24 protein-coding genes and 4 tRNA genes are annotated in these 23,988 nt (G+C 69.8%); 11 read left to right on the plus strand and 17 right to left on the minus strand.

Annotation, left to right across the window (positions count from 1 at the left end):
• Window positions 1–156: 156 nt before the first annotated feature.
• The 3 genes from R4I43_RS10095 to R4I43_RS10105 all read right to left on the minus strand — a co-directional run bounded on the left by R4I43_RS10095 (window position 157) and on the right by R4I43_RS10105 (window position 2,111).
• Entirely contained in the window at window positions 157–378 is a 222-nt protein-coding gene (locus R4I43_RS10095) for a heavy-metal-associated domain-containing protein (protein WP_324265307.1), read from the minus strand.
• Between the two features lie 18 nt (window positions 379–396).
• Window positions 397–1,440, minus strand: coding sequence for a sulfite exporter TauE/SafE family protein (locus R4I43_RS10100; protein ID WP_324265308.1), 1,044 nt, complete (start codon window positions 1,438–1,440; stop codon window positions 397–399).
• Window positions 1,441–1,544: 104 nt separating this feature from the next.
• Entirely contained in the window at window positions 1,545–2,111 is a 567-nt protein-coding gene (locus R4I43_RS10105) for a hypothetical protein (protein WP_324265309.1), read from the minus strand.
• 237 nt (window positions 2,112–2,348) lie between these two features.
• On the opposite strand from R4I43_RS10105, the gene R4I43_RS10110 reads away from it, so the two are divergent.
• From R4I43_RS10110 to R4I43_RS10120, 3 genes are all read left to right on the plus strand, one after another.
• On the plus strand, window positions 2,349–2,843 hold the full coding sequence (locus tag R4I43_RS10110) for a hypothetical protein (protein WP_324265310.1): 495 nt from the start codon (window positions 2,349–2,351) through the stop codon (window positions 2,841–2,843).
• A 219-nt stretch (window positions 2,844–3,062) separates the two neighbouring features.
• The gene (gene sbnA / locus R4I43_RS10115) at window positions 3,063–4,043 is read left to right on the plus strand and encodes a 2,3-diaminopropionate biosynthesis protein SbnA (RefSeq protein ID WP_324265311.1); all 981 of its coding nucleotides are present in this window, start codon (window positions 3,063–3,065) and stop codon (window positions 4,041–4,043) included.
• Window positions 4,010–6,526 carry an MFS transporter gene (locus R4I43_RS10120; protein WP_324265312.1) on the plus strand — a complete coding sequence of 839 codons (2,517 nt, stop codon included), beginning with the start codon at window positions 4,010–4,012 and terminating at the stop codon, window positions 6,524–6,526. Before sbnA ends, R4I43_RS10120 begins: the two co-directional genes overlap by 34 nt.
• A 330-nt stretch (window positions 6,527–6,856) precedes the next feature.
• Here the strand turns inward: R4I43_RS10120 and R4I43_RS10125 are convergent.
• From R4I43_RS10125 to R4I43_RS10140, 4 genes are all read right to left on the minus strand, one after another.
• A tRNA-Val gene (locus R4I43_RS10125) sits at window positions 6,857–6,931 on the minus strand.
• A 1-nt stretch (window position 6,932) separates the two neighbouring features.
• Window positions 6,933–7,004, minus strand: a tRNA-Cys gene (locus R4I43_RS10130).
• 46 nt (window positions 7,005–7,050) lie between these two features.
• Window positions 7,051–7,123, minus strand: a tRNA-Gly gene (locus R4I43_RS10135).
• Between the two features lie 138 nt (window positions 7,124–7,261).
• Window positions 7,262–7,687, minus strand: a complete 426-nt coding sequence (locus R4I43_RS10140) for an SsgA family sporulation/cell division regulator (RefSeq protein ID WP_093412952.1) — start codon at window positions 7,685–7,687, stop codon at window positions 7,262–7,264.
• Window positions 7,688–8,509: 822 nt separating this feature from the next.
• On the opposite strand from R4I43_RS10140, the gene R4I43_RS10145 reads away from it, so the two are divergent.
• The 5 genes from R4I43_RS10145 to R4I43_RS10165 all read left to right on the plus strand — a co-directional run bounded on the left by R4I43_RS10145 (window position 8,510) and on the right by R4I43_RS10165 (window position 12,433).
• Window positions 8,510–9,034, plus strand: a complete 525-nt coding sequence (locus R4I43_RS10145; RefSeq protein ID WP_324265313.1) for a TIGR02611 family protein — start codon at window positions 8,510–8,512, stop codon at window positions 9,032–9,034.
• 55 nt (window positions 9,035–9,089) lie between these two features.
• Window positions 9,090–9,161 (plus strand) — tRNA-Val (locus tag R4I43_RS10150).
• Window positions 9,162–9,649: 488 nt separating this feature from the next.
• The gene (locus R4I43_RS10155) at window positions 9,650–10,576 is read left to right on the plus strand and encodes a hypothetical protein (RefSeq protein WP_324265339.1); all 927 of its coding nucleotides are present in this window, start codon (window positions 9,650–9,652) and stop codon (window positions 10,574–10,576) included.
• Between the two features lie 539 nt (window positions 10,577–11,115).
• Window positions 11,116–11,700 carry a Rossmann-fold NAD(P)-binding domain-containing protein gene (locus tag R4I43_RS10160; RefSeq protein ID WP_324265314.1) on the plus strand — a complete coding sequence of 195 codons (585 nt, stop codon included), beginning with the start codon at window positions 11,116–11,118 and terminating at the stop codon, window positions 11,698–11,700.
• Window positions 11,701–11,755: 55 nt separating this feature from the next.
• Window positions 11,756–12,433: a YdcF family protein gene (locus R4I43_RS10165; RefSeq protein ID WP_324265315.1), complete on the plus strand. Its 678-nt coding sequence runs from the start codon at window positions 11,756–11,758 to the stop codon at window positions 12,431–12,433.
• Here the strand turns inward: R4I43_RS10165 and R4I43_RS10170 are convergent.
• From R4I43_RS10170 to R4I43_RS10180, 3 genes are all read right to left on the minus strand, one after another.
• The gene (locus R4I43_RS10170; RefSeq protein WP_324265316.1) at window positions 12,430–12,840 is read right to left on the minus strand and encodes an SRPBCC family protein; all 411 of its coding nucleotides are present in this window, start codon (window positions 12,838–12,840) and stop codon (window positions 12,430–12,432) included. The genes R4I43_RS10165 and R4I43_RS10170 overlap by 4 nt on opposite strands.
• Before the next feature lie 123 nt (window positions 12,841–12,963).
• A complete protein-coding gene (locus tag R4I43_RS10175; protein ID WP_324265317.1) occupies window positions 12,964–13,251 on the minus strand; it encodes a YrhK family protein in 288 nt (95 codons plus the stop codon).
• 256 nt (window positions 13,252–13,507) lie between these two features.
• Window positions 13,508–13,906 carry a VOC family protein gene (locus R4I43_RS10180; protein ID WP_324265318.1) on the minus strand — a complete coding sequence of 133 codons (399 nt, stop codon included), beginning with the start codon at window positions 13,904–13,906 and terminating at the stop codon, window positions 13,508–13,510.
• Window positions 13,907–14,118: 212 nt separating this feature from the next.
• Between R4I43_RS10180 and R4I43_RS10185 the strand changes: the two genes are divergently transcribed.
• A complete protein-coding gene (locus R4I43_RS10185; protein WP_324265319.1) occupies window positions 14,119–14,604 on the plus strand; it encodes a GNAT family N-acetyltransferase in 486 nt (161 codons plus the stop codon).
• A 76-nt stretch (window positions 14,605–14,680) separates the two neighbouring features.
• On the opposite strand, the gene pip is transcribed toward R4I43_RS10185, so the two are convergent.
• The 4 genes from pip to R4I43_RS10205 all read right to left on the minus strand — a co-directional run bounded on the left by pip (window position 14,681) and on the right by R4I43_RS10205 (window position 18,876).
• The gene (gene pip, locus R4I43_RS10190) at window positions 14,681–15,637 is read right to left on the minus strand and encodes a prolyl aminopeptidase (RefSeq protein ID WP_324265320.1); all 957 of its coding nucleotides are present in this window, start codon (window positions 15,635–15,637) and stop codon (window positions 14,681–14,683) included.
• 127 nt (window positions 15,638–15,764) lie between these two features.
• Window positions 15,765–16,136, minus strand: a complete 372-nt coding sequence (locus R4I43_RS10195) for a DUF742 domain-containing protein (protein ID WP_324265321.1) — start codon at window positions 16,134–16,136, stop codon at window positions 15,765–15,767.
• A gap of 10 nt (window positions 16,137–16,146) precedes the next feature.
• A complete protein-coding gene (locus tag R4I43_RS10200; RefSeq protein WP_324265322.1) occupies window positions 16,147–16,572 on the minus strand; it encodes a roadblock/LC7 domain-containing protein in 426 nt (141 codons plus the stop codon).
• A 27-nt stretch (window positions 16,573–16,599) separates the two neighbouring features.
• Entirely contained in the window at window positions 16,600–18,876 is a 2,277-nt protein-coding gene (locus R4I43_RS10205) for a sensor histidine kinase (protein ID WP_324265323.1), read from the minus strand.
• Between the two features lie 348 nt (window positions 18,877–19,224).
• Between R4I43_RS10205 and lhgO the strand changes: the two genes are divergently transcribed.
• Window positions 19,225–20,415: an L-2-hydroxyglutarate oxidase gene (gene lhgO / locus R4I43_RS10210; RefSeq protein ID WP_324265324.1), complete on the plus strand. Its 1,191-nt coding sequence runs from the start codon at window positions 19,225–19,227 to the stop codon at window positions 20,413–20,415.
• 9 nt (window positions 20,416–20,424) lie between these two features.
• Here the strand turns inward: lhgO and R4I43_RS10215 are convergent, their stop codons facing one another.
• From R4I43_RS10215 to R4I43_RS10225, 3 genes are read right to left on the minus strand one after another with little or no spacing between them, the layout of a single operon-like run.
• Window positions 20,425–21,126 (minus strand): ESX secretion-associated protein EspG, encoded by a 702-nt coding sequence (locus tag R4I43_RS10215; RefSeq protein WP_324265325.1) that lies wholly within the window; start codon window positions 21,124–21,126, stop codon window positions 20,425–20,427.
• A 4-nt stretch (window positions 21,127–21,130) separates the two neighbouring features.
• Window positions 21,131–21,517: a phage holin family protein gene (locus R4I43_RS10220; protein ID WP_324265326.1), complete on the minus strand. Its 387-nt coding sequence runs from the start codon at window positions 21,515–21,517 to the stop codon at window positions 21,131–21,133.
• A 53-nt stretch (window positions 21,518–21,570) separates the two neighbouring features.
• Entirely contained in the window at window positions 21,571–22,527 is a 957-nt protein-coding gene (locus R4I43_RS10225; protein WP_324265327.1) for a Ppx/GppA phosphatase family protein, read from the minus strand.
• Between the two features lie 213 nt (window positions 22,528–22,740).
• Between R4I43_RS10225 and R4I43_RS10230 the strand changes: the two genes are divergently transcribed.
• Window positions 22,741–23,787: an LLM class F420-dependent oxidoreductase gene (locus tag R4I43_RS10230; RefSeq protein WP_324265328.1), complete on the plus strand. Its 1,047-nt coding sequence runs from the start codon at window positions 22,741–22,743 to the stop codon at window positions 23,785–23,787.
• Window positions 23,788–23,988 lie beyond the last annotated feature (201 nt).

Raw genomic sequence — 23,988 nt, forward strand, 5'->3', positions numbered from 1 at the left:
AGTCCGGGCCCGTCAGCGGGCCGAGACCTCAACATACCCCTAGGGGGTAGGGGTGTCAAAGTCGAGCTCCGCGGCCGAGGCCGCGGAGCTGCCTGGGACGCGCGTGGTGGGACCTGGCGTTGGTCCCACCACGGAGCCCCCATCCCGGTCGCTCGGTCAGCCGATGCGCTCGGCCCCGTAACCGGCCTCAGCGATGGCCGCGATGACGTCATCCGCGCTGGACCGGGCGAGGTCCAGCTCCACGACACTGCGGCCCGCCTTCATCGAGGTCCGGGTGCCGTGCACGCCGGGCAGGTCTTCGAGGACGTCGTCGATGAGCAGGCTGCAACTGCCGCAGTGCATGCCGGTGACGCGGAAGGTGACAGTGGTGGTCGACATGAGGTTCTCCCCGTTCGGTCAGGCGGCCGTGATCGTGCCGGTGTACATGCCCATGCCGCAGGAGTAGGCCAACGGCCCCGGCGGGAGCACCCCGAGCTCGATGGCGCGTTGCCCGCGGACCGGCAGGATCACGTCAGCACCGCGGTCCGGAACGATGAACGAGCGCACGCAGCCCTGGGCGTTGTCCGACTGGATGACCAGCGTGGTCGGCACACCTGCGCGGACCTGGACGTTGGCCGGGCTGTAGGCACCGGTGGTCGCGGTGATCACCACGGTCTGGTGGCCGTTCTGGACGGTCACGGTGCCCGCGGGTGGCGGCTCCTCAGCGGTGGCGGCCTGGGTGACGCGGCTGGCCGCCAGCGGGGATCCGGCGAGTTCGAGCCCGCCGTTGACGGTGTGGAGACCGGTGATGACGACGACGATGCCGGTGAGCGCGGCGAGCCGGCCGCGCCAGGCGGTCGCGGCCCTGCGGGCGGCGTAGCCGAGCACGGCGAACAGCGGACTGGTGCCGATCACGAACACCGCCATGATCGCCGCGCCGGACAGCGGCGAAGCGGAGGCCAGGGCCAGCGCTTCGACCGAGAGCGTCACACCGCACGGGATGAGCACGCTGACCACACCGAGCAGCGTCGGCGCCAGCGCCGACTGCGAGCGCGAGCGGTCGCGAACGATCCGCATCCAGGACAGCGGTGGTTCGACGACGATGTTGCGGAAACCGGGCACGCCGAGCTGAGCGAGGCCGAACGCGATGATCACCGCGCCGGCGAGCAGCTGGACCCAGGTGCGCAGTCCGACCGACAGCTGCACCGCGCTGCCCAGCGCGCCCAGCAGCGCACCGAGGACCGCGTGCGAGAAGAGCTTCCCGACCAGAAAACCACCGACCGGTGCCAGATCGTCGACAAGGCGGCCGAAGGCACCTCGGGGCGCGCCGCGGAGGGCGGATTCCGGGTCGGTGATGCGTCGCTGACGGGAGATCATTCCGGCCAGCAGGCCGCCTTGCACGGCCGCACAAGAAACCCCACCGGCCAACAGTCCGGTGAGCAGAACAGCGATCAGATCCACGAAGAGGACTCCTACGAACGAAGTGAAGCGGAAGAAAGCCGCGCCGCAGGCGCGTTCGGTCACCGCACGACCACGAATCATGCGGTGCCGTGGACGGACTTCTCCTACGTTCGCAGGATGCAGAGCTCGATCAGGCTGGGCCGCAACGGCGTCCGCGGGCGAGCACGAGGACCGCACCGCATCCGGATGCGCGTGCCGAGCGGGATCAGCGAGCGGCGCAGCAGCACCAGCGTGCCGAGCAGGGTGACCAATAGCGCCATGCAGGTCATCAGCATGGAGTGGTCTGCGGCCCCGTCGTCGGTCGCTGCGTCTGCCGCAGCGCCGGGCATGAAGGCGCCCGGATCGCGATGGCCCGACCCATCGGGATGCACCACACCGACCATCGCGTTCAGGGCGTCACCGCTAAAGGCCAGGTGCACCGTGGGCGTCATGCCGTCCGCGCACTGCGGGGCGTGCATGAGGGCGAATCCCGCCACCACCGTGAGCACGGCGATGAACCGCACGAGGGGGCCTCGCGCGGTACGCAGCCAACGATTCGACTCCGCCATCAGCCCCCAAGCTACCGGGGATGCCGCGTCGGCATGCCGGACCCCCACCAGGTTCAGGCCCGATCCCGGCGAGCCACGGAGGTCAACCCATTTCCCGCCTCGTTCAAGCATCTGCTTGCGCACGCACCGTTGAGACGTGAGTGGGTCTCATGCCCGCGGAGTCCGACCCAGCAAGCCGGGTTCGACACCGTGAAGCAGCTGCTGCCCCCAGGCCGACGCCCCTCCTCCACGGTCCGGCTGCGCCGAACTCGAGCTCGCGATGTGCCGATTCCCCAGCGAGGACATCAACTTTCGGGTCCGTCGTGTGAGAGACCGCATACCGGTTCGCAGCCCCTCGACAGCATCTCTAGTGTGGTGCCCGTGAAGAAGGTCGGCGCGCAGCAACGCGGAACGAGGAAGTGGCTCGCACTTCCTCTGCTGGTGCTGGGCTTCCTCCTCGTCCCGCTCGTGCTGCTGCCTGCGCACGCGCTCCCCGGGCACGCGGCGATGATGTCGATGTCGCATTCGGCGAGCGGGCACCACGGCGGTGCGGGCGGACATGCGCACGACCACGACACCCACCTCCCGGCGCTCTCCGATTCCGCCGTCACCAGCCACGACGGTGGCGGCGGGGACCACGGGGCGCCGTACTGCGACGCCGGTCCGGACTACAGCGCGGCAGCTCCCACTCGCTCGCTGAACACGCCACCGGCACTGGGACTCCTCCTCCTCGCGCTGGCGTTCGCCGCAGCCGCGGTCGCAGCGCTGCTCGCCGAGCCCGCGTGGGCTCCGCGGCTCCGGCACTGGTTCTCCCGACCACCGTGGAGACCATCCGGAACTTCGTTCCTCCACTTCGCGTGCGTCGCACGAACCTGATTCCTGAATCGGACTCCCGTCGGGCCACATCGCAGGTGAACTCCTCCTGAACGCGCGTTGTCGCGTTCGTCCTCGCCTGAGCGCAGTGCGCTCTCGGACGGGATTCCCCTTCGCGCGGCGGTGACGCATCCGCGTCGTCGCGCGCATCGGTTCACGCTTTCCGCTTCTTCTCATCGCGGTGGCGCCCCGACGTGCGCCCCGAAGACTTGGAGGTTCGCAGTGATCCACGATTCGGTGATCGGTTGTGTCGGATCGACCCCGATGGTGCGGCTCAACCGGTGTTTCCCCGAACCCGACGTGGAAGTCCTCGCCAAGCTGGAGATGCTCAACCCGGGCGGCAGCATGAAGGACCGCCCCGCGCGGTTCATCATCGAACAAGGCCTGGCCGACGGGACGTTGCGTCCCGGCATGCGCCTGGTGGAGAGCACCTCCGGCAACCTCGGCATCGCCCTGGCCATGACCGCCGACTTGCACGGGTTGTCGTTCACCGCCGTCGTCGACCCCAAGACCTCGCCGACGAACCTGCGCCTGCTGGAGCTCTTCGGCGCCGACGTGGAGATGGTGACCGACCGGGACGCGGCGGGCGGCTACCTGCACACCCGCGTGCAACGCGCCCGCGAGCTGGTGGACTCGCTCCCGAACGCGACTCAGATCAACCAGTACGCCAACGAGCTGAACTGGCGCGCCTACCACGAGACCGCAGGCGAGGAGATCCTCAACGCCGTTGACGGCCCGCTCGACTACCTGGTGGCCGCCGTGTCCACGACCGGTTCCATCCAGGGCATCGCCCGCCGCCTGCGCGAGGACCACCCGAACCTCAAGGTCGTCGCCGTCGACGCCGTCGGGTCGGTCATCTTCGGCTCGCCCGCCGGACCTCGGCAGATCCCCGGGTTCGGGGCCAGCCGCGTCCCGGAGATCTACGACCCGGCCGAGATCGACGACGTCCTGCACGTCGCCGACGCCGAGTCGGCCGCCGGGTGCCGACGGCTGCTGGCCACCGAGAAGGTCTTCGCCGGTGGGTCCTCAGGCGCTGTGATCGCCGGGGTCGAGCACCTCATCTCCAGGCTGGAGGGCCCGGCCCGGATCGTGACGGTGCTGCCCGACCGCGGGGAGCGCTACCTCGACCTGGTCTACGACGACGAATGGGTCGCCAACTTGCCCGACCCGTGGCAGCAGCCCGAAGCGGCGGTGAAGCCGTGACCCGCGCGCTGCGAACCCGGCCCTCGGGCTCGTCACCACCGCAGACGGTCGCCACCAGCGCACATGGGCGCAACATGGGGCTGCTGTGGGTCGGGCAGTTCGTCAACACCGCCGGGCTGATGATGCTGGTGCCGATCATGCCGTTCTACCTGAGGCAGATCGGCACCAGCGGCCTCGCCGAGACCCAGACCTGGGCCGGGGTGGCCATCGCCGCCCCGGCCCTGGCCCTCACCGTCGCCACCCCGCTGTGGGGACGGCTCGGTGATCGCATCGGCCGCAAGTGGATGGTGGTGCGGGCACTGCTGGGCCTGGCGGTCGCCATGATCGTCATGGCCACCGCGAGCAGCCCGCTGGTGCTGATGGCCGGGCGCTTGCTGCAGGGCACGCTCGGCGGAGTCGTCGAAGCCGCCGCCGCCTTCGCCGGTTCCACCGGCTCGGACGAGAAGCGCGGCTCCGCGCTGGGCAAGTCCTTCAGCGCCACCGCAGCAGGAGCGCTCGCGGGCCCGATCGCCGGTGGCCTGCTCGTGGGATCCGGTGGTCTCCCCCAGCTCATGCTGGGCATCGCCGGCAGTGCCGTCGCGCTCGCGGTGGCGTGCGCGTGGGGCCTGCGAGAACCCGGCCGCACCCGTGCCGCGGACGAGCGCAGCACCGAGGCCAGGCCGGGCGAGCGGGAGCGGCCCTCGGTCCTGCGGGTACCGGGTGCGGTGGCGCTCGCGCTGGCCGCGATCGCCGCCTACTTCGGCGTCTACGGCCTGATCCCGGTCTACGCCGAACACGTCGAGAGCACCGCGGCCGACCGCGCCGGCGCCAGCCTGTGGGTCGGCGTGCTGCACTCGGTGATGTGGGGCGCCACCCTGCTCGGCTCGTTCTGGTGGGGCAAGCACAACGACCTCACCGGACGACCGCTGCGCACCTTCGCCCTCGCGGCCGCCGGGTGCGCGGCCTCCATCGCGATCATGTCCCTGCCGCTGGACCCCTACGCGATGATCCCGTTCCGCCTGCTCCAGGGCTTCTGCTTCGCCGCCCTCGCCCAATCGGCGTTCTTGCACTTCAGCAAGCACGCCCCCGGTGAGCACAAGAGCACGTTCGTGAGCACCGCGAACAGCTACCTGCTCATCGGCCAGTCCGCCGGCCCGCTGCTGGCAGGCCCGCTGGTCGCGATGCTCTCGACGCCCAGCGCGGTGCTCGTCATGGCCGGCGCCTGCTCGCTCGGCTGCCTGCTGGCCATCAAGCCCTGCCTGGACGAGAAGCGCTCCCGAATCGATCCCGGTGAACTCACCGACAACACCGACCTCGCCGGGATCGACGCGACCCGCCCGATCCCCCTCACGTCGCAACGCGCCGGGGTGGCTGCGGTTCCGTTCCGCGGCTGGCTCATCGACCCGCGCCACCTCGGTTCGCTCGCCACCCGGTACGCGACACCGTGGAACGGCGAGGAGACGTCGAGCACCCCGGTGGCCTGGCAGCGCCGCGGCGTGATCGTCCAGGACCGGCAGCCCGCCTTCTACGCCTACGAGCAGACCGGACCGCACGGCACCCTCAGCGGAGTGCTCGCCGCGGTGCACCTGGACAGCGCGCTGCGAACGCACGAGGAGGTCGTCCCCGAGCGCGCCACCCAGCTCGCCAGGTTCATGGATCACGGCCGGATGAACCTCGACCCCGCGTTGCTCGGAGTTTCCGGCGACGGCCACATCACCCGGCAGCTCGCGAGAACCACGCGCCAGCAACCGATCACGGAAGTCCGGGCCCAAGACGGACAGACCCACCGGCTCTGGCGCATCACCGACCGCTCGGCGCGCGACGAGATCACCGCTGACCTGGGCACGCGCGCGGCCTTCATCGCCGACGGCCACCACCGCTGCGCCGCCGCCCGCCAGCACCGCCGCGCGGCCCGCGCCGAGGGCCGGGGACCGGGCCCGTGGGACCACTTCCCCGCCCTGCTGGTCGACATCTCCGCAACACCGCTGCGGCTGGGGCCCGTACACCGGATCCTGCCGCAGCTCGACCCGCACCACGCGCTCCGGACCGTTTCGGCCCGCTTCCGCGTGCACCCGCTGCACGGACCGCTGAGGCACTGGCTCGCCGCGTTGAAGCACCACGCCGACCGCGAACCGGCCTTCCTGCTGGCCACTCCGCGCGGCGGGTTCCTGCTCACCGACCCGCACCCCGACTTCCTCAGCGCCGCGCTCGCCGACACGCCGCCACCGCTGCGCTCCACGCACGTCGCCGTGCTGGACGCCGCGCTGGTCCACCACCTCTGGCACGCCCGACACGTCGAGTGCGAACCCAACGCAGCCACGGCGATTCACGTGGCCCGACGCACCGGAGGAGTAGCCGTCCTCACCAACCCACCGAGCCAGCACGACCTCAGAACAGCCGCCAGCTCAGGAATCCGACTACCGCCCAGATCAACCTCGTTCGGCCCCAAACCACACCCGGGCCTGGTGTTCCGAACCCTCGACGAGCACGAAGGACGTGCTTGACGGCGCGCCGGACCCGAGGAGCCCGGCGCGCCGCTCCCGAGCGCGCGGTGGCGAGCAGATCAGCCCCCGGGCTTGGGCAGCCGCGAGATCAGCCGATTCCCCGCACCGCTGACCGCACGAGCGAAAGCGCCGTGCTCGCGGACTCGTCGTTCTGAGACCTGGCCTGCTCGACGCGGACGTGCCATCCACCTCGGAGAGCGCTGCGAAATGCCGAACAGAGATGGACCAAACACCCGGTGCGGCGAGATCGACCGCTCGAATTGCCCCCGAGACGATTCGAGCCCCAACCGATGTTTTCCATCGATTGGGGCTCTCACCTGAGAACTGCATTGGTGCGCGATACTGGGATTGAACCAGTGACCTCTACCGTGTCAAGGTAGCGCTCTCCCACTGAGCTAATCGCGCGAGGCGGAGGCGGGAATCGAACCCGCGTACAGGGCTTTGCAGGCCCTTGCCTAAGCCACTCGGCCACTCCGCCGGACTCCGCATCCACACCAAAGCCGGCTGGAACGCCAGAGAACCAGAGCGGATGACGGGACTCGAACCCGCGACCCTCACCTTGGCAAGGTGATGCGCTACCAGCTGCGCTACATCCGCCTGCTGCGACCTCTTGGCCCGGTGTCCCCGGGCCCGTCCGCCGCGTTGCACAGTGAACTCTAGACCACGCCCAAGATCGGGATCAAAGGGGGGTCCCCACTCCCCTGGTCGCGACCGGGCAGAGCGGTTCAGGCCTGTTCAGCCCATGTCGAAGGGCAGCAGGCGGGTGAGCGCGTCGTCGACGTCGACCCACAGGTTCTCGTTGCCCGGGACCACCACGTCGTAGGTGCGGTCCAGGAAGTCCGCGAGCTCCTGCGCCGAGGCCTCGAACACGGCGTGACCGGACGGCGAGCTCAGCTCGATGGCCACGACCTCCGGGTCGTCGACCGCCGGGCGGATCGTCACGTCGCCCTCACCGGCGTGCGCGATCAGGCCGTCGGCCAGCAAGTCGCGGGCGAAGACCCATTCGACCCATCCGGCGCGGCCGGTGCGGAACGCGGCCACCACCGCGTAGGGGTCCTGGGTGTCGTAGCGCAGTTCGACCTGGACGGGCACCGCGGGCGCTTGCGGCGCCAGCAGATCGAACACGGCCGTAGAACGGAGTGTCACGTGATCATTACGCATGGTCCTCCCCTTCCTGCTCCCTCCCGGTCCGTTTATCGACCGAGCAACACAGTTGTGACGCCTCATCGGGCAGATTTACTCGCGACTCCCGCATAGATCACCCGGTCGGGCCATGCCCGAATTCGCTGGGCGACCAAGCGAGTGCACTCCGTGAGCGAATACTCCGGGGGTCGGGGTGGCCGCCGGTCCGGCCGATCCTGATCCGATCGGTCGGGCCCGTCGTCCACGCCGGAGACTCGATCCCGTCGCGAACTCTCCCGATCAGAGCGGCCGGCCCAAGGGACCCGCCTCGCCCAGTGACCAACCGCAGTTACTTTCCGTAACTAGGTCGACTGTGTCCGAGCCCGGTCTGCAGATCGGTCGCTCACGCCTGGTGAATCCTGCCTCCGCGTACCGGCTGACCACCGGGTTCACGCTTCGTCGGGTTCGCCTGACGTGACTCAAGAATAAGGGACTAAAGCCCTTCGCATTTTCCCGAGAAGGCCTCATATGAGACGTCCACCACGAGATGTCACCGTTTCGGGCTAATGGTCTCCACCGCGGCGGTTACAGCGCACGCACGGCACCGAACGGGCGGTCGAGAGGCGGCTCACAGTGTGACCAGGATCGAAGGCGCGCCGCAGAGTCGAAAGTCCCGGCTCCGGGCGAACCGGACAATGATCCCAGTCACAATTCAGTCACACCGCCACGCGGCGAGCACCCGTCTGTCCGCTTGACAGCAAACCCCTGTTTACCGGGCGAGGGCACGATGGTCTGCCACCAACACACCGGCGCATGTGACCCACTGCACCACCGGGCTCCGAACGCGACCGTATCCTGAGCGTGACGACCCGACGAACGGCCCCGAGGTGGACAGCCCTGAACGAACAAGCCGAGCCGGAAGCCCGACACGCCGGTGCGGAACCGGGCGACCACGAGCACCCCAAGCACCCGCGCCTGCACGCGCTGCGCGAGCGCCTGCACGGCTACCGCGAGCACGTCCGCCGACGCCCCGGCCTGAACATCACCTACCGGGTCGTGCTCGGCGTGTTCGGCACCGCGGTGCTCGTCGCCGGGCTCCTGATGATCCCCTACCCGGGCCCCGGGTGGCTGGTGGTCTTCGCCGGCCTCGGCATCCTCGCCACCGAGTTCCACTGGGCGCACCGGGTCAACATGTTCGCCAAGCGCCACTACCAGCGGTGGGTCCGCTGGCTGGGCCGCCAGCACCTGGCCACCAAGCTCACGATCATGGCCGTCACCGGCCTGGTCGTCGTGGTGACCCTGTGGCTGCTGGGCATGTTCGGCACGATCGGCGGCTGGCTCGGCCTGCGCTGGACGTGGTTGGCCTCCCCCCTGTTCGGCCCCTAGAAACGATCGTGTATTGTTCTTCTCGTCGCCGGGAACGGCGGCAACAACAGAACAAGGGCGATTAGCTCAGGGGGAGAGCGCTTCGTTCACACCGAAGAGGTCACTGGTTCGATCCCAGTATCGCCCACAGAACAAAGACCCTGGTCAGAACTCCAATCGGAGAAATGACCAGGGTCTTTTTCATTTTTCCCACCAAGCCGAGCGGGAGCAAAAAGGGAGCATTTTCGATCAGCCGCTCAGCATCTTCACCGATTGCATCCGCGACTCGCCCTGGCCCGCGCTGCTACTCCCTGAACATGCGCCCACCGCCCGGGGAGCGCTTCAGCGAGCTGTGCCTCTGACACCCGCACCCCACTCGACTCACCGCACGCCGAGGTCCGCACCTTGAACCTCGGCGTGCCCCTCCGTCGGGCGATGCGCGACGGATGCCCGCCAGCGGCGCCGGCCGTGAGACAGCGAGGCGTCGGCATCGTGACCGTCCTCACAGCGCGGTGAAGCAGGGGGCAGGGCAGATCGCTCATCGATAGGTTGCCGGGCAGATCGTGTACGCGCACAAGGGAGTTCTGCTGAGTGGCTTGGCACGGGTGGTGGGGCGTCGACCTCGGCAGCTTGGTGATGCCGGCGGTGGTCGTGGTCGCGTTCGCGGTGACGTTGTGGTCGCACCGCACGCGTGCCCGGAAGATGGCGCAAAAGTGGGGAATTCCCGACCCCACCAGCGACCAAGTCGACGAGGTGCTCCACTACCGGCGTTCGCGGTTGGCCTGCTACCCGCTGTTGTACGTGATGTTCGGGATCTGCTCCGGACTGCTCGGGCATCCAGCGCACAACCAGAACCACGCCGCTGACAGCGGCGGTTATCCGGGCTCTCCGCTGTTGCTGATGTTCTTGTGCGGGGCGGTCCTCGCGGAGCTGCGCGGCCTCCACAGGGGTCGACAGCGACCAGTGCGACCGAATCGGCTTCGCCTGGTCGACGTCATCTCACGCTGGGGTGCGGGCGTTTACGCCACGCTCATTCTGATGACGTTCGTGCTCGGGCTGATCGACCTGCAGGCACAGCCGCACATCACGCCCAGCGTGCTCCGCCTAGCCCACTCATACGGAAACAACGGTCAACTCGGGGTTCCGATCACCGTTCCATTCGTGGGCACCGCGGTAATCCTGCTGCTGGTCGCATTCGTCCTCTGGTCAGCGCAGTCCCGCTCGTTCAGTCCGGACAGCGAGATCGATCGCGGACTTCGGATCCGCAGCGCGCGCGTGGCGCTGGGACTCGGGATCGCGTTGCAACTATCACTGCTACCGCTTTCGTGGTGGCGGATGGAATTCGTGGCTAGCTACGGCACAGGGGCCGACCTCGTTCCCACCGGCCCCGAATCCTTCGGGCTCGACCCCGCCGCAGTGTCCGTCCGCGACTGGGCGCAGAAGACCGCCGACCTCGTCGAACCCTGGACATTTCTGAGCGTCATCGTCGCCGTCTTCACCTGGATCTACGTAGCGAACCCCGACAGCCGAGGTTTCCGGACGCTCCGGCTGACGAAGGCGTGACCGCGCTCCAGCTCCATCCGATCCTGCTGGCGATGTCGAGGACGCGCTCAACGCGGGGAGATCAGCATGTCTGCGGCTCGCCCGTGATGCACATCAGGTGGCGGACGGATGTCGCACATCGCCTGTCGACGAATTCATCGATGGGAATCCTTCATCTTCGCGCCATCTGAGAATTGTTCTCGCTACGGTGGAGCGCGCAAGTGCGTGCACGCCCGACCAGGAGGAGTTCCGCGTGGAGCACACCGTGGTGATGACCGGCGCCAGTCGCGGTCTCGGCCTCGTGGCCGCGGAGCGGGTCCTGCGCGAGTCGCCGGAGACCCATCTCGTGGTCATCGCCCGCGACTCGGCACCTGTGCCGCGCGGCACCTCCCACGTCGTGGCCGATCTGGACTCGCTGGAGAGCGCGCGCTCGGCGGCCGCCGAGCTGCGCGGGCGGCTGGGCAGCGAGTGGCCACCGCTGCGCTGCTTCGCGGGCAACGCGGGAATCCAGCACACCGACGACCTCACCGCCGGGCCGGAGGGGTTTCGAGTCGACGTTCATGGTGAACGTGCTGGCCAACCACGTGTTCGTCCGCGCGCTCGAAGACCGCTTCACCCACGGCGGTCGGGTCGTGCTCACCGCCAGCGACGTGCACTTCGGCGACCTCCGGCACAACCTGGGCATGGTCCCCGCTCCAGCTTGGAAGCACCCCGACGTCCTGGCTCGGCCTCGCGCCTTCTCCAGGCCCGAGACCACGAGGGCCGGGCGCACGGCCTACGCCACGAGCAAGCTGGCCGTCATCCACCTGATCCACGAGTACGTGCGCCGTCTCCCGGCAGACGTCGACGCCGTCGCCTTCAACTCCGCGTTCGTCCCCGGCACCGGCCTCGCCCGCAACGCGGACGCCCTCTCCCGCTTCGCGATGCGCCACGTCCTGCCCTTGCTCGCCCGAACCCCGCTCGCCACGAGCCCCGACGACGCGGGCACCTTCCTCGCCGATGTCATCCTGGGCAACACCCGAGCCCCGACCGGCTCCTACATCGACCGCGACCGAGCGACCCGCTCCTCCCCCGAGTCCTACGACCCCACCCGCGAACGTGAGCTCTGGGACGCGCTGGAACGGCTCACGAGCGATCCCGCGTGATCAGCTCGTCGGCGCCTTCAGAACTGCTGACCGAGATCGCCTCGAGGGTTACGTGATGAACGCACCGATCGCGAGCATTCCCGACGAGTTCCGGACCGATGCGCAGACCTTGTGGGACTTCCACGACCTGCACCACGAGCTCCGCCGGTGCGATGTCGGTGTGGGGCTCGGAAGTCACGACCTCGGTGTGGCGGACCACGTCGTCGAGCTGTTCGAGCACGGCTGGTTCCCCCGGCTGGTGTTCACCGGGGCCAACGCGCCGACCACGGTCGAACGGTTCCCACGAGGTGAGGCCGTCCACTACCGGGAGCGCGCCCTCGAACTGGGAGTTCCGGACGAGGCGGTCCTGGTGGAGCCCCGGGCGACCAACACCGCCGAGAACATCCGGTTCACCCGAGACCTGCTGTCAGCGCGGGGGATCGAGGTCGATTCGCTGCTGCTGGTGTCCCGCCCGTACCAGCAACGGCGGGCCTGGGCGACGGCCAGGAAGATCTGGCCGGAGATCGACGTGGTGTGCAGCTCGCAGCGGACGCCGCTCGAGGACTACGTGCGCTCCATCGGCGATGCCGACCGCGTGATCAACATGCTCGTCGGCGACACCCAGCGCATCACGGTCTACGCCGAGCGGGGATTCGCCGTCCCGCAGGACGTCCCGGCCCTGGTGGAGTCCGCTTACAGCCGCCTGGTCGAAGCCGGTTACACGGCACGACTCGTCCGCGACTGCGGGAGCTAGCGCGTGGTGGCCGATGCCTTCACCGAGCGCAGGATCAGCTGGACCGCGCCGACGTGGCCGCGCGATGCGAGCAGAGCCGTGCGGTAGGCACGACCGGTCACACCGTGGAAGTCCGCGTACGAGCGCGCGACGAGCAGCGTCGAGCCGTCCCGATCCGGTGGGGTGGTCAGTTCGAAGCGGAGCAGGTAGGTCGCGAACCGGTGCCGCCCGGACAGGTCCAGACGATGGTGCGGCACTTCGGCTGTCACGGCGAAGCCGTTCGGCGGGTTCGCGCCGAGGACCAGCGCGAGTGGCCGACCCCGGCGGAGGATCGTGTTCGCGCGGCCCAGCAGGGCCTGCCAGACCAGGTCCCGGGACGCGGGGATGAGGATCTGGTGATCGTCGATGTGGGCGGGCTCCGGTGTCATGCGTTCAGCGTGGCGCGAAGGACTCCTCAGCGTCGCCGGGTCGCTGCACCTTCTTCGTCACCATGACCCGCCTGCGCGTTGCTCGGGAACCCCGCGGTTTTGTCGTGCTGAGGGTGGGAAGGGCTAGAAGTCCTGGTCCGATTCGTCCACGGCGTGGTGGAGACGGCGCAGGTGCACGTGCCGGATCATGCGAATGGTGGGGCGGATCGCCAGTTCGATGCTGCCCAGCAGGAACATCCAGGTTCCCAGGTTGAACATCGCGGGGTGGAAGAACATGATGCTTCCCGCGATGAACCAGGTCGCGACGAGGATGTCGTTGACGATGCTGGCCGTTTCGTAGCGGTGGCGAAGCAGGAGTTCTCCGTGGCCGATGTGCCACCTGCTGGGCGTGGAGGTGGTGGGGTCTCTCATGGGGTCCAGTGTTGAGGGGGCGTACGGCTCTGGCGAGGGCCCATTGGCCCGGGCGAAGGAGATTGGTCCCGGGTATTCCTCGCGACGCCAGCAATCGGCTGAGCGGACCACCACTGTCCGCGATCCATTCTGCTTGACGGCCGGCACCGGCGGAGGTCGTCGAACGATGACCGACGTGGGTCTCGAAATCTGTCAGACCATTCCCGTCGATTCTTTCGACAGGGAATCCGCTCGTGCTCCTTGGTGAGGATCCATCTCACCGCGGTGTGGTCGGACGTTCCGATTCCGGGAGGTCGTCGACCGATGTGGCGAGCAGGCAGAATTCGTTGCCCTCCGGGTCTGCGAGGACCGTCCAGGTGTCGTCCGGTGATTGGCCGACGTCCACGCGGCGGGCGCCGAGGGTTTCCAGGCGCTGGAGCTCTTCCGCGGTGGAGCGGTCCCCGGCTCTGAGGTCGATGTGCAGGCGGTTCTTGACGCTCTTCGATTCGGGCACCTGGTAGACGTCGATGCGCGGCCAGGTGCCGTCGGCAGGTCCGATGGCGATGCCGTCGTCGTCCCGTTCGACGACGCTCCACCCCAGCACCTCGCACCAGAAAGCGGCCACCTTCTCGGTGTCGTGGGCATCGATGACGACCACGGCCAGTCGACTGGACATGCGCCGAGTATGACCAGCGACCCCCTCGACCGCACCCGAATTCCGCCCGGCACCCGGCGTCCGCGTGCCAGACTCGCGGTGTGAGCCCACGACGAGCTGTTCGGGCGGTTCAGGTCGGCACTGCCCGGGAGGAACGGGTTTCGGCCATCGGACCAGAACTGCCGTTCGTGGCGGCGCTTTCGCTGATCGCCACCGGGTCGGAGGAGGTAGGCGTGGACGGGATCGTGATCCGGGCTGCCGGCGCTGAAGACGCGGCGTTCCTGGAGGACATGCTGGTGGAGGCGGCGAACACGCCCAGCCACCTCGGGCGCAGCCGTGCCGAGGCGCTCGCCGACCCGGACGTCTGGCACTACGTCGAGGGATGGCCGCGCGCCACCGATCTCGGCGTCGTGGCGGAGCGTTCGGGCCGCCCCATCGGTGCTGCGTGGCTGCGGTACTTCGACGAGACCGCACCCGCCTACGGTTTCGTCCGCCCCGACGTCCCCGAGCTGGCGATCGGCGTCGACGCCGGTAGCCGTGGCGGTGGAGTCGGCCGGGCGCTGCTGCGGGCGCTGTTCGACGCGGCGCGACGGCGGGGCATCGCCCAGATCAGCCTCAGCGTCGAACGCGCGAACCCGGCCGCTCGGCTCTACGCCGCCGAGGGCTTCGCGGTCGTGGACCGCCGGGAGCGCGCGGACACGATGCTCCGCTCGCTCTGATCCTCGAATTTCGCCTGGCAGCGGGCAGTTCTGGGCCGAACTGGTCCGGCCCAGAACTGAGGCGTGTGCCAGCGGGTCAGCGGGCGTACTGGTCCGTGGCTTCGATGAGCGCTCGGAGGATTCCCGGTTCGTCGTAGGCGTGGCCTGCGTCGGGGATGATCCGCAGGTCGGCCTGCGGCCAGGCTTCGGCGAGGTCGAAGGCCGTGAACGGCGGGGTGATGACGTCGTAGCGCCCCTGGACGATGGTGCCCGGGATGCCGTGCAGCCGGTGGGCGTTGGCGATCAGCTGGCCCTCGGCGAGCCAGGCGCCGTGCACGAAGTAGTGGGTCTCGATGCGGGCGAAGGCGGCTGCGAACGCGGGGTCGCCGAACTCCGCGACCAGCTCCGGGCGCGGCAGCAGGCCGATCAGGCTCGCCTCCCAGCGGCTCCACGCGATCGCGGCCCGTTCGCGGACCTCCTCGTCGGGGTCGTGCAGCATCCGGTGGTAGGCGCGGAGGACGTCGTCGCGCTCGGCTTCCGGGACCACCTCGACGAGTTCGGCCCAGCGGTCCGGGAAGAGGTTGGCCGCGCCGCCCGCGTAGATCCAGTCCAGCTCGCGCTCGCGGACGGTGAACACACCGCGCAGCACCAGCTCGGTCACGCGCTCCGGGTGCGTCTGCGCGTAGGCGAGCGCGAGCGTGCTTCCCCAGGAACCGCCCAGGACCAGCCAGGATTCGATGCCGAGGTGCTCGCGGATGCGCTCCATGTCGGCGACCAGGTGCCAGGTCGTGTTGGTGCTGAGGTCGGCGCCGAGCTCACCCGCGTCAGGGGTGCTGCGGCCGCATCCGCGCTGGTCGAACAGCACGATGCGGTAGACGTCGGGGTCGAAGAGGCCGCGGTGCGCGGGCGAGCAGCCGCCGCCGGGCCCGCCGTGCAGGAACACCGCGGGCTTTCCGTCCGGGTTGCCGCTCTCCTCCCAGAACACGAGGTTGCCGGCGCCGACGTCGAGGTGCCCGGAAGCGTGGGGTTCCCGCTGCGGGTGAAGATCGCGCATGCCCGTCATGGTGCCGCAGCGTTCGCGGGCGCGGGAGGGAATTGCGCGGCAACGGGGCGGTTTCTCACCGGAACTGACCGGACACCACGGTCATGATCACGGGGTGATCTTGATTTCAGGCCGTCCGCTACAGGCGCCGGACGCCCTCCAGGACCGCCTCCAGGAGCTGGCGGTTGGGGCGCTGGGCCTTCCGCGAGGCCTTGTCGGTGACGAGGTCGCCGCGGTCGATCAGGTCCGACACCAGGACCTTGGCCACCACGATGGGCGTGTCCAGGTGCGCGGCGACCTCGGCGATGGACATCGGGCGCACGCACAGGCGCAGGATCTCCTCGTGCTCGACGGAGATCCCGCTGCGATCAGCACCGCTCCACGACGTCAGCAGCTGGGTGGCGACGTCGAGTTCCGGTCGTGCCGGGCGGGTGCGACCGTGCACCATCGCATACGGTCGCACCAGCGGCCCGGACTCCTCGTCCAGCCAGAGCTGGCCGTCTTCAGACATGGTGGCGCCTTCAGTCGTGGCGCAGCTGCGCCACGGCATCCACCCTCGGGGCCGAGCTGAGGTACTCGCCGACCCGGATCACCAGCAGGTTCATCTCGTAGGCGATCATGCCCACGTCGGCGTTCTCGTCACCGAGCAGCGCCATGCACGCCCCGGCGCCGGCCGCGGTGACGAACAGGAACGCGGTGTCGAGCTCCACGACGGTCTGCCGCACACCGCCGCCGCCGAAGTGCTTGCCGGTCTGCTTCGCGAGGCTCTGGAAGGCCGACGCCATCGCGGCCAGGTGGTCGGCATCGTTCGGGGTCAGGCCCGCGGACCTGGCCAGCAGCAGCCCGTCACCGGAGAGCACCACGCCGTCGCGGGCACCCACGACCCGGTTGACCAGGTCGTCCAACAACCAGTTCAGGTCGTCGTCGGAACCGATCTGTTCGCTCATCGCTGCGCTGCTCCTCGAATCGTCGGGTCAAGCTCGGTCGCGGCCGCCGGCCCGGCGCGCATCCAGGGTTCCGCGTTGGAACGCCGACATGGTGCCACGAGTCCGCTCGGGCTGGAGAGCCGCAGTGTCCTCCGCGACTCCACCGTCGGGATCGTCGCGCAACTGCGGTGCCAGGTTCTGCTGGCGGTCGCGGCGCGGCAGCTGGGGCCGCTCCTCGTCGGGATCGTCCGACGGGAAGCGCGGTTCGGCCTCGGCCACGGGCTCCTCGATCGCGCTCACCGGGGCGGTCCGGGCCTCGCGGACCACGGCCTGCTCGGTGGCGCGCTCGCGGGCCTTCTCGGCCAGCTGCGACATGCTCTGCTTGTCCCCCTGCGCCGCCTCTTCGGCGACGATGTGCGGTGGCAGCAGCACGAACGCCACCGTGCCCTGCTGCTCGGCCTCGCGGAGGTCGACCTCGATGCCCCGGCGGGCCGCCAGGCGGGCCACCACGAACAGCCCCAGCCGGGAGTCACCGCGACGCGTGATGTCCTCGAACCGCGGCGTGGTGGCCATCAGCACGTTGGCCTCGTCGCGGTCGGCGGCGCGCATGCCCAGGCCCTCGTCCTCGATCTGGATCAGCACGCCGCGCGGGGTGTCGCTGCTGTGCACCTGGACCTGCGAGCGGGGCGGCGAGTACGAGGTGGCGTTGTCCATCAGCTCGGCCAGCAGGTGGATCACGTCGCCCACCGCCGCGCCGACCAGCGAGATCTCCGGGGCGGGGTGCACCCGGATCCGGTAGTAGTGCTCGGTTTCGGCGACCGCGGAGCGGATCACGTCGACCAGGCGCACCGGCTTGCGCCACTGCCTGCCCGGCTTCTCCCCGGCCAGGATGATCAGGTTCTCGGCGTTGCGGCGGGACCGGGTCGCGAGGTGGTCGAGCTGGAACAGGCCCTCCAGGCGTTCCGGGTGCTCCTCGCTGCGCTCCATCTTGTCCAGGGTCTTGAGCTGGCGGTGCACCAGGCCCTGGTTGCGGTGCGCGATGCCGAGGAAGACCTTGTTGGCGCCTTCCTTGGCCTGGTTCTCCTTCACCGCGGCGACGACGGCGGTGTGGTGGGCGGTGTTGAACGCGTCGGCGACCTGGCCGATCTCGTCGGTGCCGTAGTCCAGCGGCGTCAGCTCGGCCTCGATGTCGAGGTCTTCGCCGTGTTCCAGCCGTTCCATGACGTTGGGCAGCCGCTCGGTGGCCAGCAACAGGGTGTCGTCGCGCAGCCGCTCCAGTCGGCTGACGAGAACCCGGTTGACCAGCACGCGCGCGTTGCGGGCGGCCAGCAGGATGCCCAGCAGCATGGCGGCCAGCGCGACCAGGCTGCCGACGATCAGGCCGATGAGGTGGCCGCTGGCGTTGCTGACCGCCATCAGCGCACCGGAGCGGACCTGCTCGACGGCCAGGGTCGACAGGTCGCCGGAGACCTGGGCCGTGGTCTGCCGCCAGCTCGTCGCGTCGACCGCGAAGCGGCCGGGGCGCTGCGGCGGGTGCTCGACGAGCTGGTTCTCCAGCTCGGTGACCCGCGCCCAGCCGGGACTGGCCCGCAGCCGCTCGGCGAGGTCGGCCGCGCGCGGCTCGGCGGCGGGGACCTCGGCGGCGAAGGTGTTGCGGTAGGAGCCGATGAGCTGGGCGAATTCGAGGTGTTCGGCGGTGCTGAACTCCCCTGCGGCCAGTGCCGCGGTGCCGATCGAGGAGGCCCGCGACATCTGGTCGGCCGCGCGGAACAGCTCGGTGCCCACGTGCCCGGCGTGGCCGCTCTCGGTGTCGGCGACGGCGTCGGTGTAGGCCTCGAAGACGTCGAGGCCCGAGTCGAGGACCTCGTTGTAGTAGTTCAGCGCCTCGACGCGGCTCGCCTGGCCGGTTTCGGCGCGCTGGCGCTGCCGGGGCAGCTGGGTGAGCAGGCCGTCGAAGGACCGGATCTTGCCGGCGATCTCCGGGGAGGCGGATTCTCCCGCGACGCGCAGGGTGCGGCGCATCTCGGCGACGGTGCGGTCGGTCTCGGGCCGGTGCGCGGTCAGCGCCGCCGGGTCGGCGCCGCGAACGCTGAGCCGGTCCACGGCGAGCCGGCGTTCCTCCTGCAGCGCCGCGAAGGCGTCGGCGGTGGGGATCGCGGCGTCGCGGACGTCGGCGGCGACCATCCGGGAGTCGTAGGCCTGGTAGATCGGTACCGCCGAGAACGCCAGCCAGATGCCCAGGAGAATGATGCTCGGTGCCAGCCCGACGCGCGTCAGGCGGGCCCGGATCGTCTTGTGCTCACTACCCGAACTGCTCCGCGTCACAGCGCCTCGTAACCGTCGAACCGGTCGCGACTTCCGCGCGTGCGCCGGTATCGCGACTCAACTCAGCAGGACTCCGCGACCGGGATGCGGCGCGGAATGTCGGCATCAGCTTGAGGCAGGCGAGCCTGGAACTCATCACTGCTCGTGATCAAGCCGATACCACTGTCAGCAACGAACTTCGTTCGCCCGACAGGATGAAAGCACCCTAGCACAGGGTGATCTTGGAACAGATGAACGTTTTCCAACGCGCAATCCGCGGAGAACGGTCACCCCGGGAACATTCGGACATTTCAGATCCGGATTCGCGGGTTCTGGAAACGACGCATCCGGACGCGCAGGATGGCTCGCATGACCAACGACGTGACGATCATCGGCGGCGGGATCATCGGCCTCGCCACGGCTCACGCGCTCAGCGAGCAGCGACCCGATCGCCGGATCACGGTGCTGGACAAGGAGCGCCACTGGGGTGCGCACCAGACCGGGCACAACTCGGGCGTCATCCACAGTGGACTGTACTACCCGCCGGGCAGCGCCAAGGCCCGGTTCGCGCGGGCCGGCGGCGAAGCCATGTACCGCTTCTGCACCGATCACGGAATCCCGGTGCGGCGCACCGGGAAAGTGGTGGTCGCCACCTCGAACGATCAGCTGCCCCGCCTCGCCGAGCTGCACCGCCGCGGCACCGCCAACGGCGTGCAGGTCAGCGAACTGGACCTGATCGGCCTGCGCGAACGCGAGCCCAACGTGCGCGGAGTGCGGGCGCTGCTGGTGCCGGACGCGGGCATCACCGACTTCGCGGCCGTCAGCGAGAAGCTGGCGGAACTGCTCGCCGAGCGCGGCGTCGAGCTGCGGCCCGCGACCGAGCTGGTCGGAGTCCGCCGCGACGGCTCGGAGCTGGTGCTGATCACCGACCGCGGCGAGATCCGCAGCCGGCAGGCGGTCAACTGCGCCGGTCTGCACAGCGACGCCGTCGCCGAACTCGCGGGCACCACCCCGCCGGCGCGGATCCTGCCCTTCCGGGGCGAGTACTACGAGTCGACGTCCTTCGCGCGCGACCTGGTCAACGCGCTGGTCTACCCGGTTCCGGATCCCGCGTTCCCGTTCCTGGGCGTGCACCTGACCCGCATGGTCGACGGCAGCCTGCACGTGGGCCCCAACGCCGTCCCGGCGCTGTCCCGCGAGGGCTACCGGTGGGGCGCGATCTCACCGGCGCACCTGCGACGCCTGGTCACCGACCCGGGGCTGCGGGTGCTGGCGAAGAAGTACTGGCGCACCGGGGCGGCCGAGATCGCCCGCTCCGCCCTCAAACCGCTGTTCCTGCAGGCCGCCCGCACGCTGCTGCCCGATCTGCGCGGCCACGACCTGCTGCGCTCGGAGGCCGGCGTGCGCGCCCAGGCGGTCACCCCGGACGGCACCCTCGTCGACGACTTCCTGGTCGTCGAGGACCAGCACTGGGTGCACGTCCTCAACGCGCCCTCCCCCGCCGCCACGGCATCGCTGCTGATCGGCAAGGACATCGCCACCCGCCTCGACTCCCGGTGAAGCCGCGGGTCACTCGCTGGTCTGGGTGAGGTGCTCGAGGTACTCCTGGAGCGTCTTGCCGAGGAGGTAGGTGTCGGCCGGGGCGACGACGGTGAAGGTGTCGTCGGGCGATTCCGGGATGACCGCGGAGCGGCCCGTCGGCGAGTGGCGGACCTCGATCTCGTGCCGCCAGCGCTGGAACTCGCCGGACTCGGCGCGGTAGGCGACCGCCAGGCGGGCTTCGGTGTCGTCGTCGCGGGCCAGCAGGTCGGCCACCGCGCGGGCGTCGTCGGTGGGGACCTGGCGCTGCTTGAGCTCGTAGGCGAGCCAGTCGGCGGCCTGGTCCCGATCGGCGGATTCGGCCCGCGCCTCGGCGAGTTCGCGGGTCGGGACGGTGACTTCGCAGCCCTCGGCGGGTTCGAGCTTGGGCAGGCAGGCGACGAGCGCGGGCCACGGCGCGTCCGGGCGCACCACGTCGGTGCCGACCTCCTCGCCGCGCACCCGGACCCGGACTCCGCCCCCGTCGCCGACGGCGACCACCGCGCGCAGCTCGGGCTCGCCCGGCGCGCGCACCTCGGCCAGGCCGAAGACCGAAGCGCGGGAGAGGGTTCTCGCCACGTCCCGGCCGTGCTCGGGCACCTCGCCGGGTTCCGGTGCGACGCCCAGGAATTCGGCGACCTCGGGCACCGCACCGTCCAGCAGCGCGCCGAATTCGCGCAGTCCGAACTGCACCGCTTCAGTCCTCCTGCGGCTGGGCGACGCGGCGGACGATGCCGGCCAGCGCGCTGCTGACGATGGACACGATCAGCGCGCCCCAGAAGGCCGCCCAGAATCCGTCGACGTGGAACGGCAGGTCGAGCTCACCGGCCAGGTAGCTGGTCAGCCAGAACAGCAGCCCGTTGACGACCAGCCCGAACAGCCCGAGCGTGAGCACGTAGAGCAGGCAGCCGAGGGTCTTGGCGATCGGCTTGAGCACCAGGTTCACCAGGCCGAAGAGCACCGAGACCGCCAGCAGCGTCAGCACCTTCGAGGTGGTGTCCTGGCCGGAGAGCTCGATGCCCGGCAGCGCGGTGGTGATCCACACCGCAGCCATCGTGATCAAGATGTGCAACAGCAGTGCCACAGCGCCTCCCTAGTCGATCTACGGGAAACGCTACCGCCGAACGCGCGCGGAGGTCAGTCGAACAGCGATCCCACGAGGTCGAGGGCGTCGGCGCGGGTGCGGGTGCGGGCCTCCAGGAACCGGTAGACCAGGCCCTGCCGCAGTCCCCACGGGCAGATCTCCAGCTCCGGCAGCTCCAGCGACTCCATGATCACCTCGGCCACGACCGCCCCGGCCAGGATGCGCCTGCCCCGGCTCCGGGAGACCCCGGGCAGCGTCGCGCGCTGCTCGTGGTCGAGCTCGGCCAGCCGGGGGATCCACTCCGACAGCCGCTCCAGCCGCAACCGGTGCGGTCGGCGCACGACCGCGTCCGGCGAGCTCTCGGTGAGCACCGCCAGCTGCCGCAGCACCTTCGACAGCGCCAACGGATGTCCGGCCTCCACGCGCCGCAGCGCGGGCGGGACGGACTCGCGCAACTCGCGGCGCAGCTCGGCCAGCTGCCGGGGCGACGGCGGGTCGTCCGGCAGGAACTGCCTGGTCAACCGGGCCGCGCCGTAGGGCAGCGAGACGACCCGGCGCGGGTCGGTGCCGGTTCCGGTGGCGACGTCGACGGTGCCGCCGCCGATGTCGACGGTGGTCATCGACCGCCCGCTGCGGCCGTGCCAGCGGCGGGCCGCGTGGTGGGCGACGGCGGCCTCGTCGCGCGGGGTGAGCACGCCGATGCGCACCCCGGCGGCCTCGCCGAGGCGCTTGCGCAGCCGCGCGCCGTTGCTCGCGTCGCGCACCGCGGAGGTCCCGTAGGCGATCAGCGCTTCGGTCGGCTTGTCGGCGGCGGCGCGCACGCAGTGCCGCACCGCCCGCTCGGCGTCGGCGATCCCCTCCTCGGTCACCCGGCCGTCGGGCGAGGTGTGCTCGGCGAGGTGGGTGCGGGACTTGACGCTCCAGGTGGCGCGCGGCATCCGTGGGCTGGAGAGGTCGACGATGTCCAGGCGGGCCGCTGCGGAGCCGATGTCGAGCATGGCGAGTCTCATGACGGGGTCACAGCCTCTGTGGACGACATGGGCAACAGCATGGGCACGGCGGACATTGTGCGACGCCGTCGCCCGACGTCGTTGCGAGGTGCATCACACGGGCGAGCGGGGCGGGTGGGCTCCCCACCGGGACGTACTCGGCGGTAACGTCGCCGGGAGACCTCGGCGGTGTCGCCGCGACCCGCCGCCGCCGGACCCCGGAAGGATCGGCCGATGCGCATCGGGATGCCGCTGAACTACAGCGGAGGCTTCAAGGAAACCGTCGACGACCTGGCCACCTACGAGAAGGCCGGGCTGGACATCGTCTACGTCCCGGAGGCCTACTCCTTCGACGCGGTCAGCCAGATGGGCTTCATCGCCGCGAAGACCGAACGGCTGGAGATCGCCTCCGGCATCCTGCAGATCTACACCCGCACGCCCACGCTGACCGCGATGACCGCCGCCGGGATGGACTTCGTCTCCGACGGCCGGTTCACCCTCGGCATCGGCGCCTCGGGACCGCAGGTCATCGAGGGCTTCCACGGCGTGCCGTACCACGCGCCGCTGGGCCGGACGCGGGAGATCGTCGACATCTGCCGCCAGGTGTGGCGCCGCGAGAAGGTCGAGCACAGCGGCAAGCACTACAACATCCCGCTGCCCGCCGAGCAGGGCACGGGCCTGGGCAAGCCGCTGAAGCTGATCAACCACCCGGTGCGCGAGCGGATCCCGATCCTGATCGCCGCGATCGGCCCGAAGAACGTCGAGATGGTCGCCGAGATCGCCGAGGGCTGGGAGCCGATCTTCTTCCTGCCGGAGCGCGCCGGTGACGTCTGGGACGAGCCGCTGGCCGCGGGCAAGGCCAAGCGCGACTCCTCGCTGCCACCGCTGGACGTGGTCGCGCAGGCGCCGCTGGCCATCGGCGAGGGACTGGAGGACCTGGTGGACTTCGTGCGCCCGATGGTCGCCCTCTACGTCGGCGGCATGGGCGCCAAGGGCAAGAACTTCTACAACAACCTCGCCCGCCGCTACGGCTACGAGGCCGAGGCGGAGGAGATCCAGAACCTCTACCTCGACGGCAAGAAGGACGAGGCCGCGGCAGCCGTGCCGCGCGACCTGCTGGAGAAGATCTCCCTCATCGGCACCGAGTCCCACGTCAAGGAACGACTGGCGGCGATGAAGGAAGCCGGCGTCACCACCCTCAACGTGACGCCCTTCGCCCAGGACGCCGCGGGCCGCGCCAAGCTCATCGAGCAGGTCAAAACCCTCGCCCAGGACGTCTGATCCCACCTCTCCCCTGAGACGACAAGACTCGACCCGGGGCGCCGGTCACGGCCACCTCGGGTCGAGCCATCGGATTTCCATTGAGGTGATCTCAGTGGATTCGGTTGTGTTCGTGGTGGGTGAGAACGAGTGTGGCTTGGACGATGTCGCCGGTTTTGCGGGGGCTGGCGGTGATGTGTTGGAGCGTTCGCCAGCGGCCAG

It is taken from the genome of Saccharopolyspora mangrovi (genome assembly GCF_035320975.1).
GTDB lineage: Bacteria > Actinomycetota > Actinomycetes > Mycobacteriales > Pseudonocardiaceae > Saccharopolyspora > Saccharopolyspora mangrovi.

Excerpts from the sequence above, each read along its gene's own strand:
- R4I43_RS10140 (WP_093412952.1), bottom strand. The coding sequence starts at position 7,687 with ATGCGTAATGATCACGTGACACTCCGTTCTACGGCCGTGTTCGATCTG.
- lhgO (WP_324265324.1), top strand. The coding sequence starts at position 19,225 with ATGACCAACGACGTGACGATCATCGGCGGCGGGATCATCGGCCTCGCC.
- R4I43_RS10095 (WP_324265307.1), bottom strand. The coding sequence starts at position 378 with ATGTCGACCACCACTGTCACCTTCCGCGTCACCGGCATGCACTGCGGC.
- R4I43_RS10160 (WP_324265314.1), top strand. The coding sequence starts at position 11,116 with ATGGTGAACGTGCTGGCCAACCACGTGTTCGTCCGCGCGCTCGAAGAC.
- R4I43_RS10230 (WP_324265328.1), top strand. The coding sequence starts at position 22,741 with ATGCGCATCGGGATGCCGCTGAACTACAGCGGAGGCTTCAAGGAAACC.
- R4I43_RS10200 (WP_324265322.1), bottom strand. The coding sequence starts at position 16,572 with ATGAGCGAACAGATCGGTTCCGACGACGACCTGAACTGGTTGTTGGAC.
- R4I43_RS10165 (WP_324265315.1), top strand. The coding sequence starts at position 11,756 with ATGAACGCACCGATCGCGAGCATTCCCGACGAGTTCCGGACCGATGCG.
- R4I43_RS10225 (WP_324265327.1), bottom strand. The coding sequence starts at position 22,527 with ATGAGACTCGCCATGCTCGACATCGGCTCCGCAGCGGCCCGCCTGGAC.
- R4I43_RS10170 (WP_324265316.1), bottom strand. The coding sequence starts at position 12,840 with ATGACACCGGAGCCCGCCCACATCGACGATCACCAGATCCTCATCCCC.
- pip (WP_324265320.1), bottom strand. The coding sequence starts at position 15,637 with ATGCGCGATCTTCACCCGCAGCGGGAACCCCACGCTTCCGGGCACCTC.
- R4I43_RS10180 (WP_324265318.1), bottom strand. The coding sequence starts at position 13,906 with ATGTCCAGTCGACTGGCCGTGGTCGTCATCGATGCCCACGACACCGAG.
- R4I43_RS10195 (WP_324265321.1), bottom strand. The coding sequence starts at position 16,136 with ATGTCTGAAGACGGCCAGCTCTGGCTGGACGAGGAGTCCGGGCCGCTG.
- R4I43_RS10155 (WP_324265339.1), top strand. The coding sequence starts at position 9,650 with ATGCCGGCGGTGGTCGTGGTCGCGTTCGCGGTGACGTTGTGGTCGCAC.
- R4I43_RS10175 (WP_324265317.1), bottom strand. The coding sequence starts at position 13,251 with ATGAGAGACCCCACCACCTCCACGCCCAGCAGGTGGCACATCGGCCAC.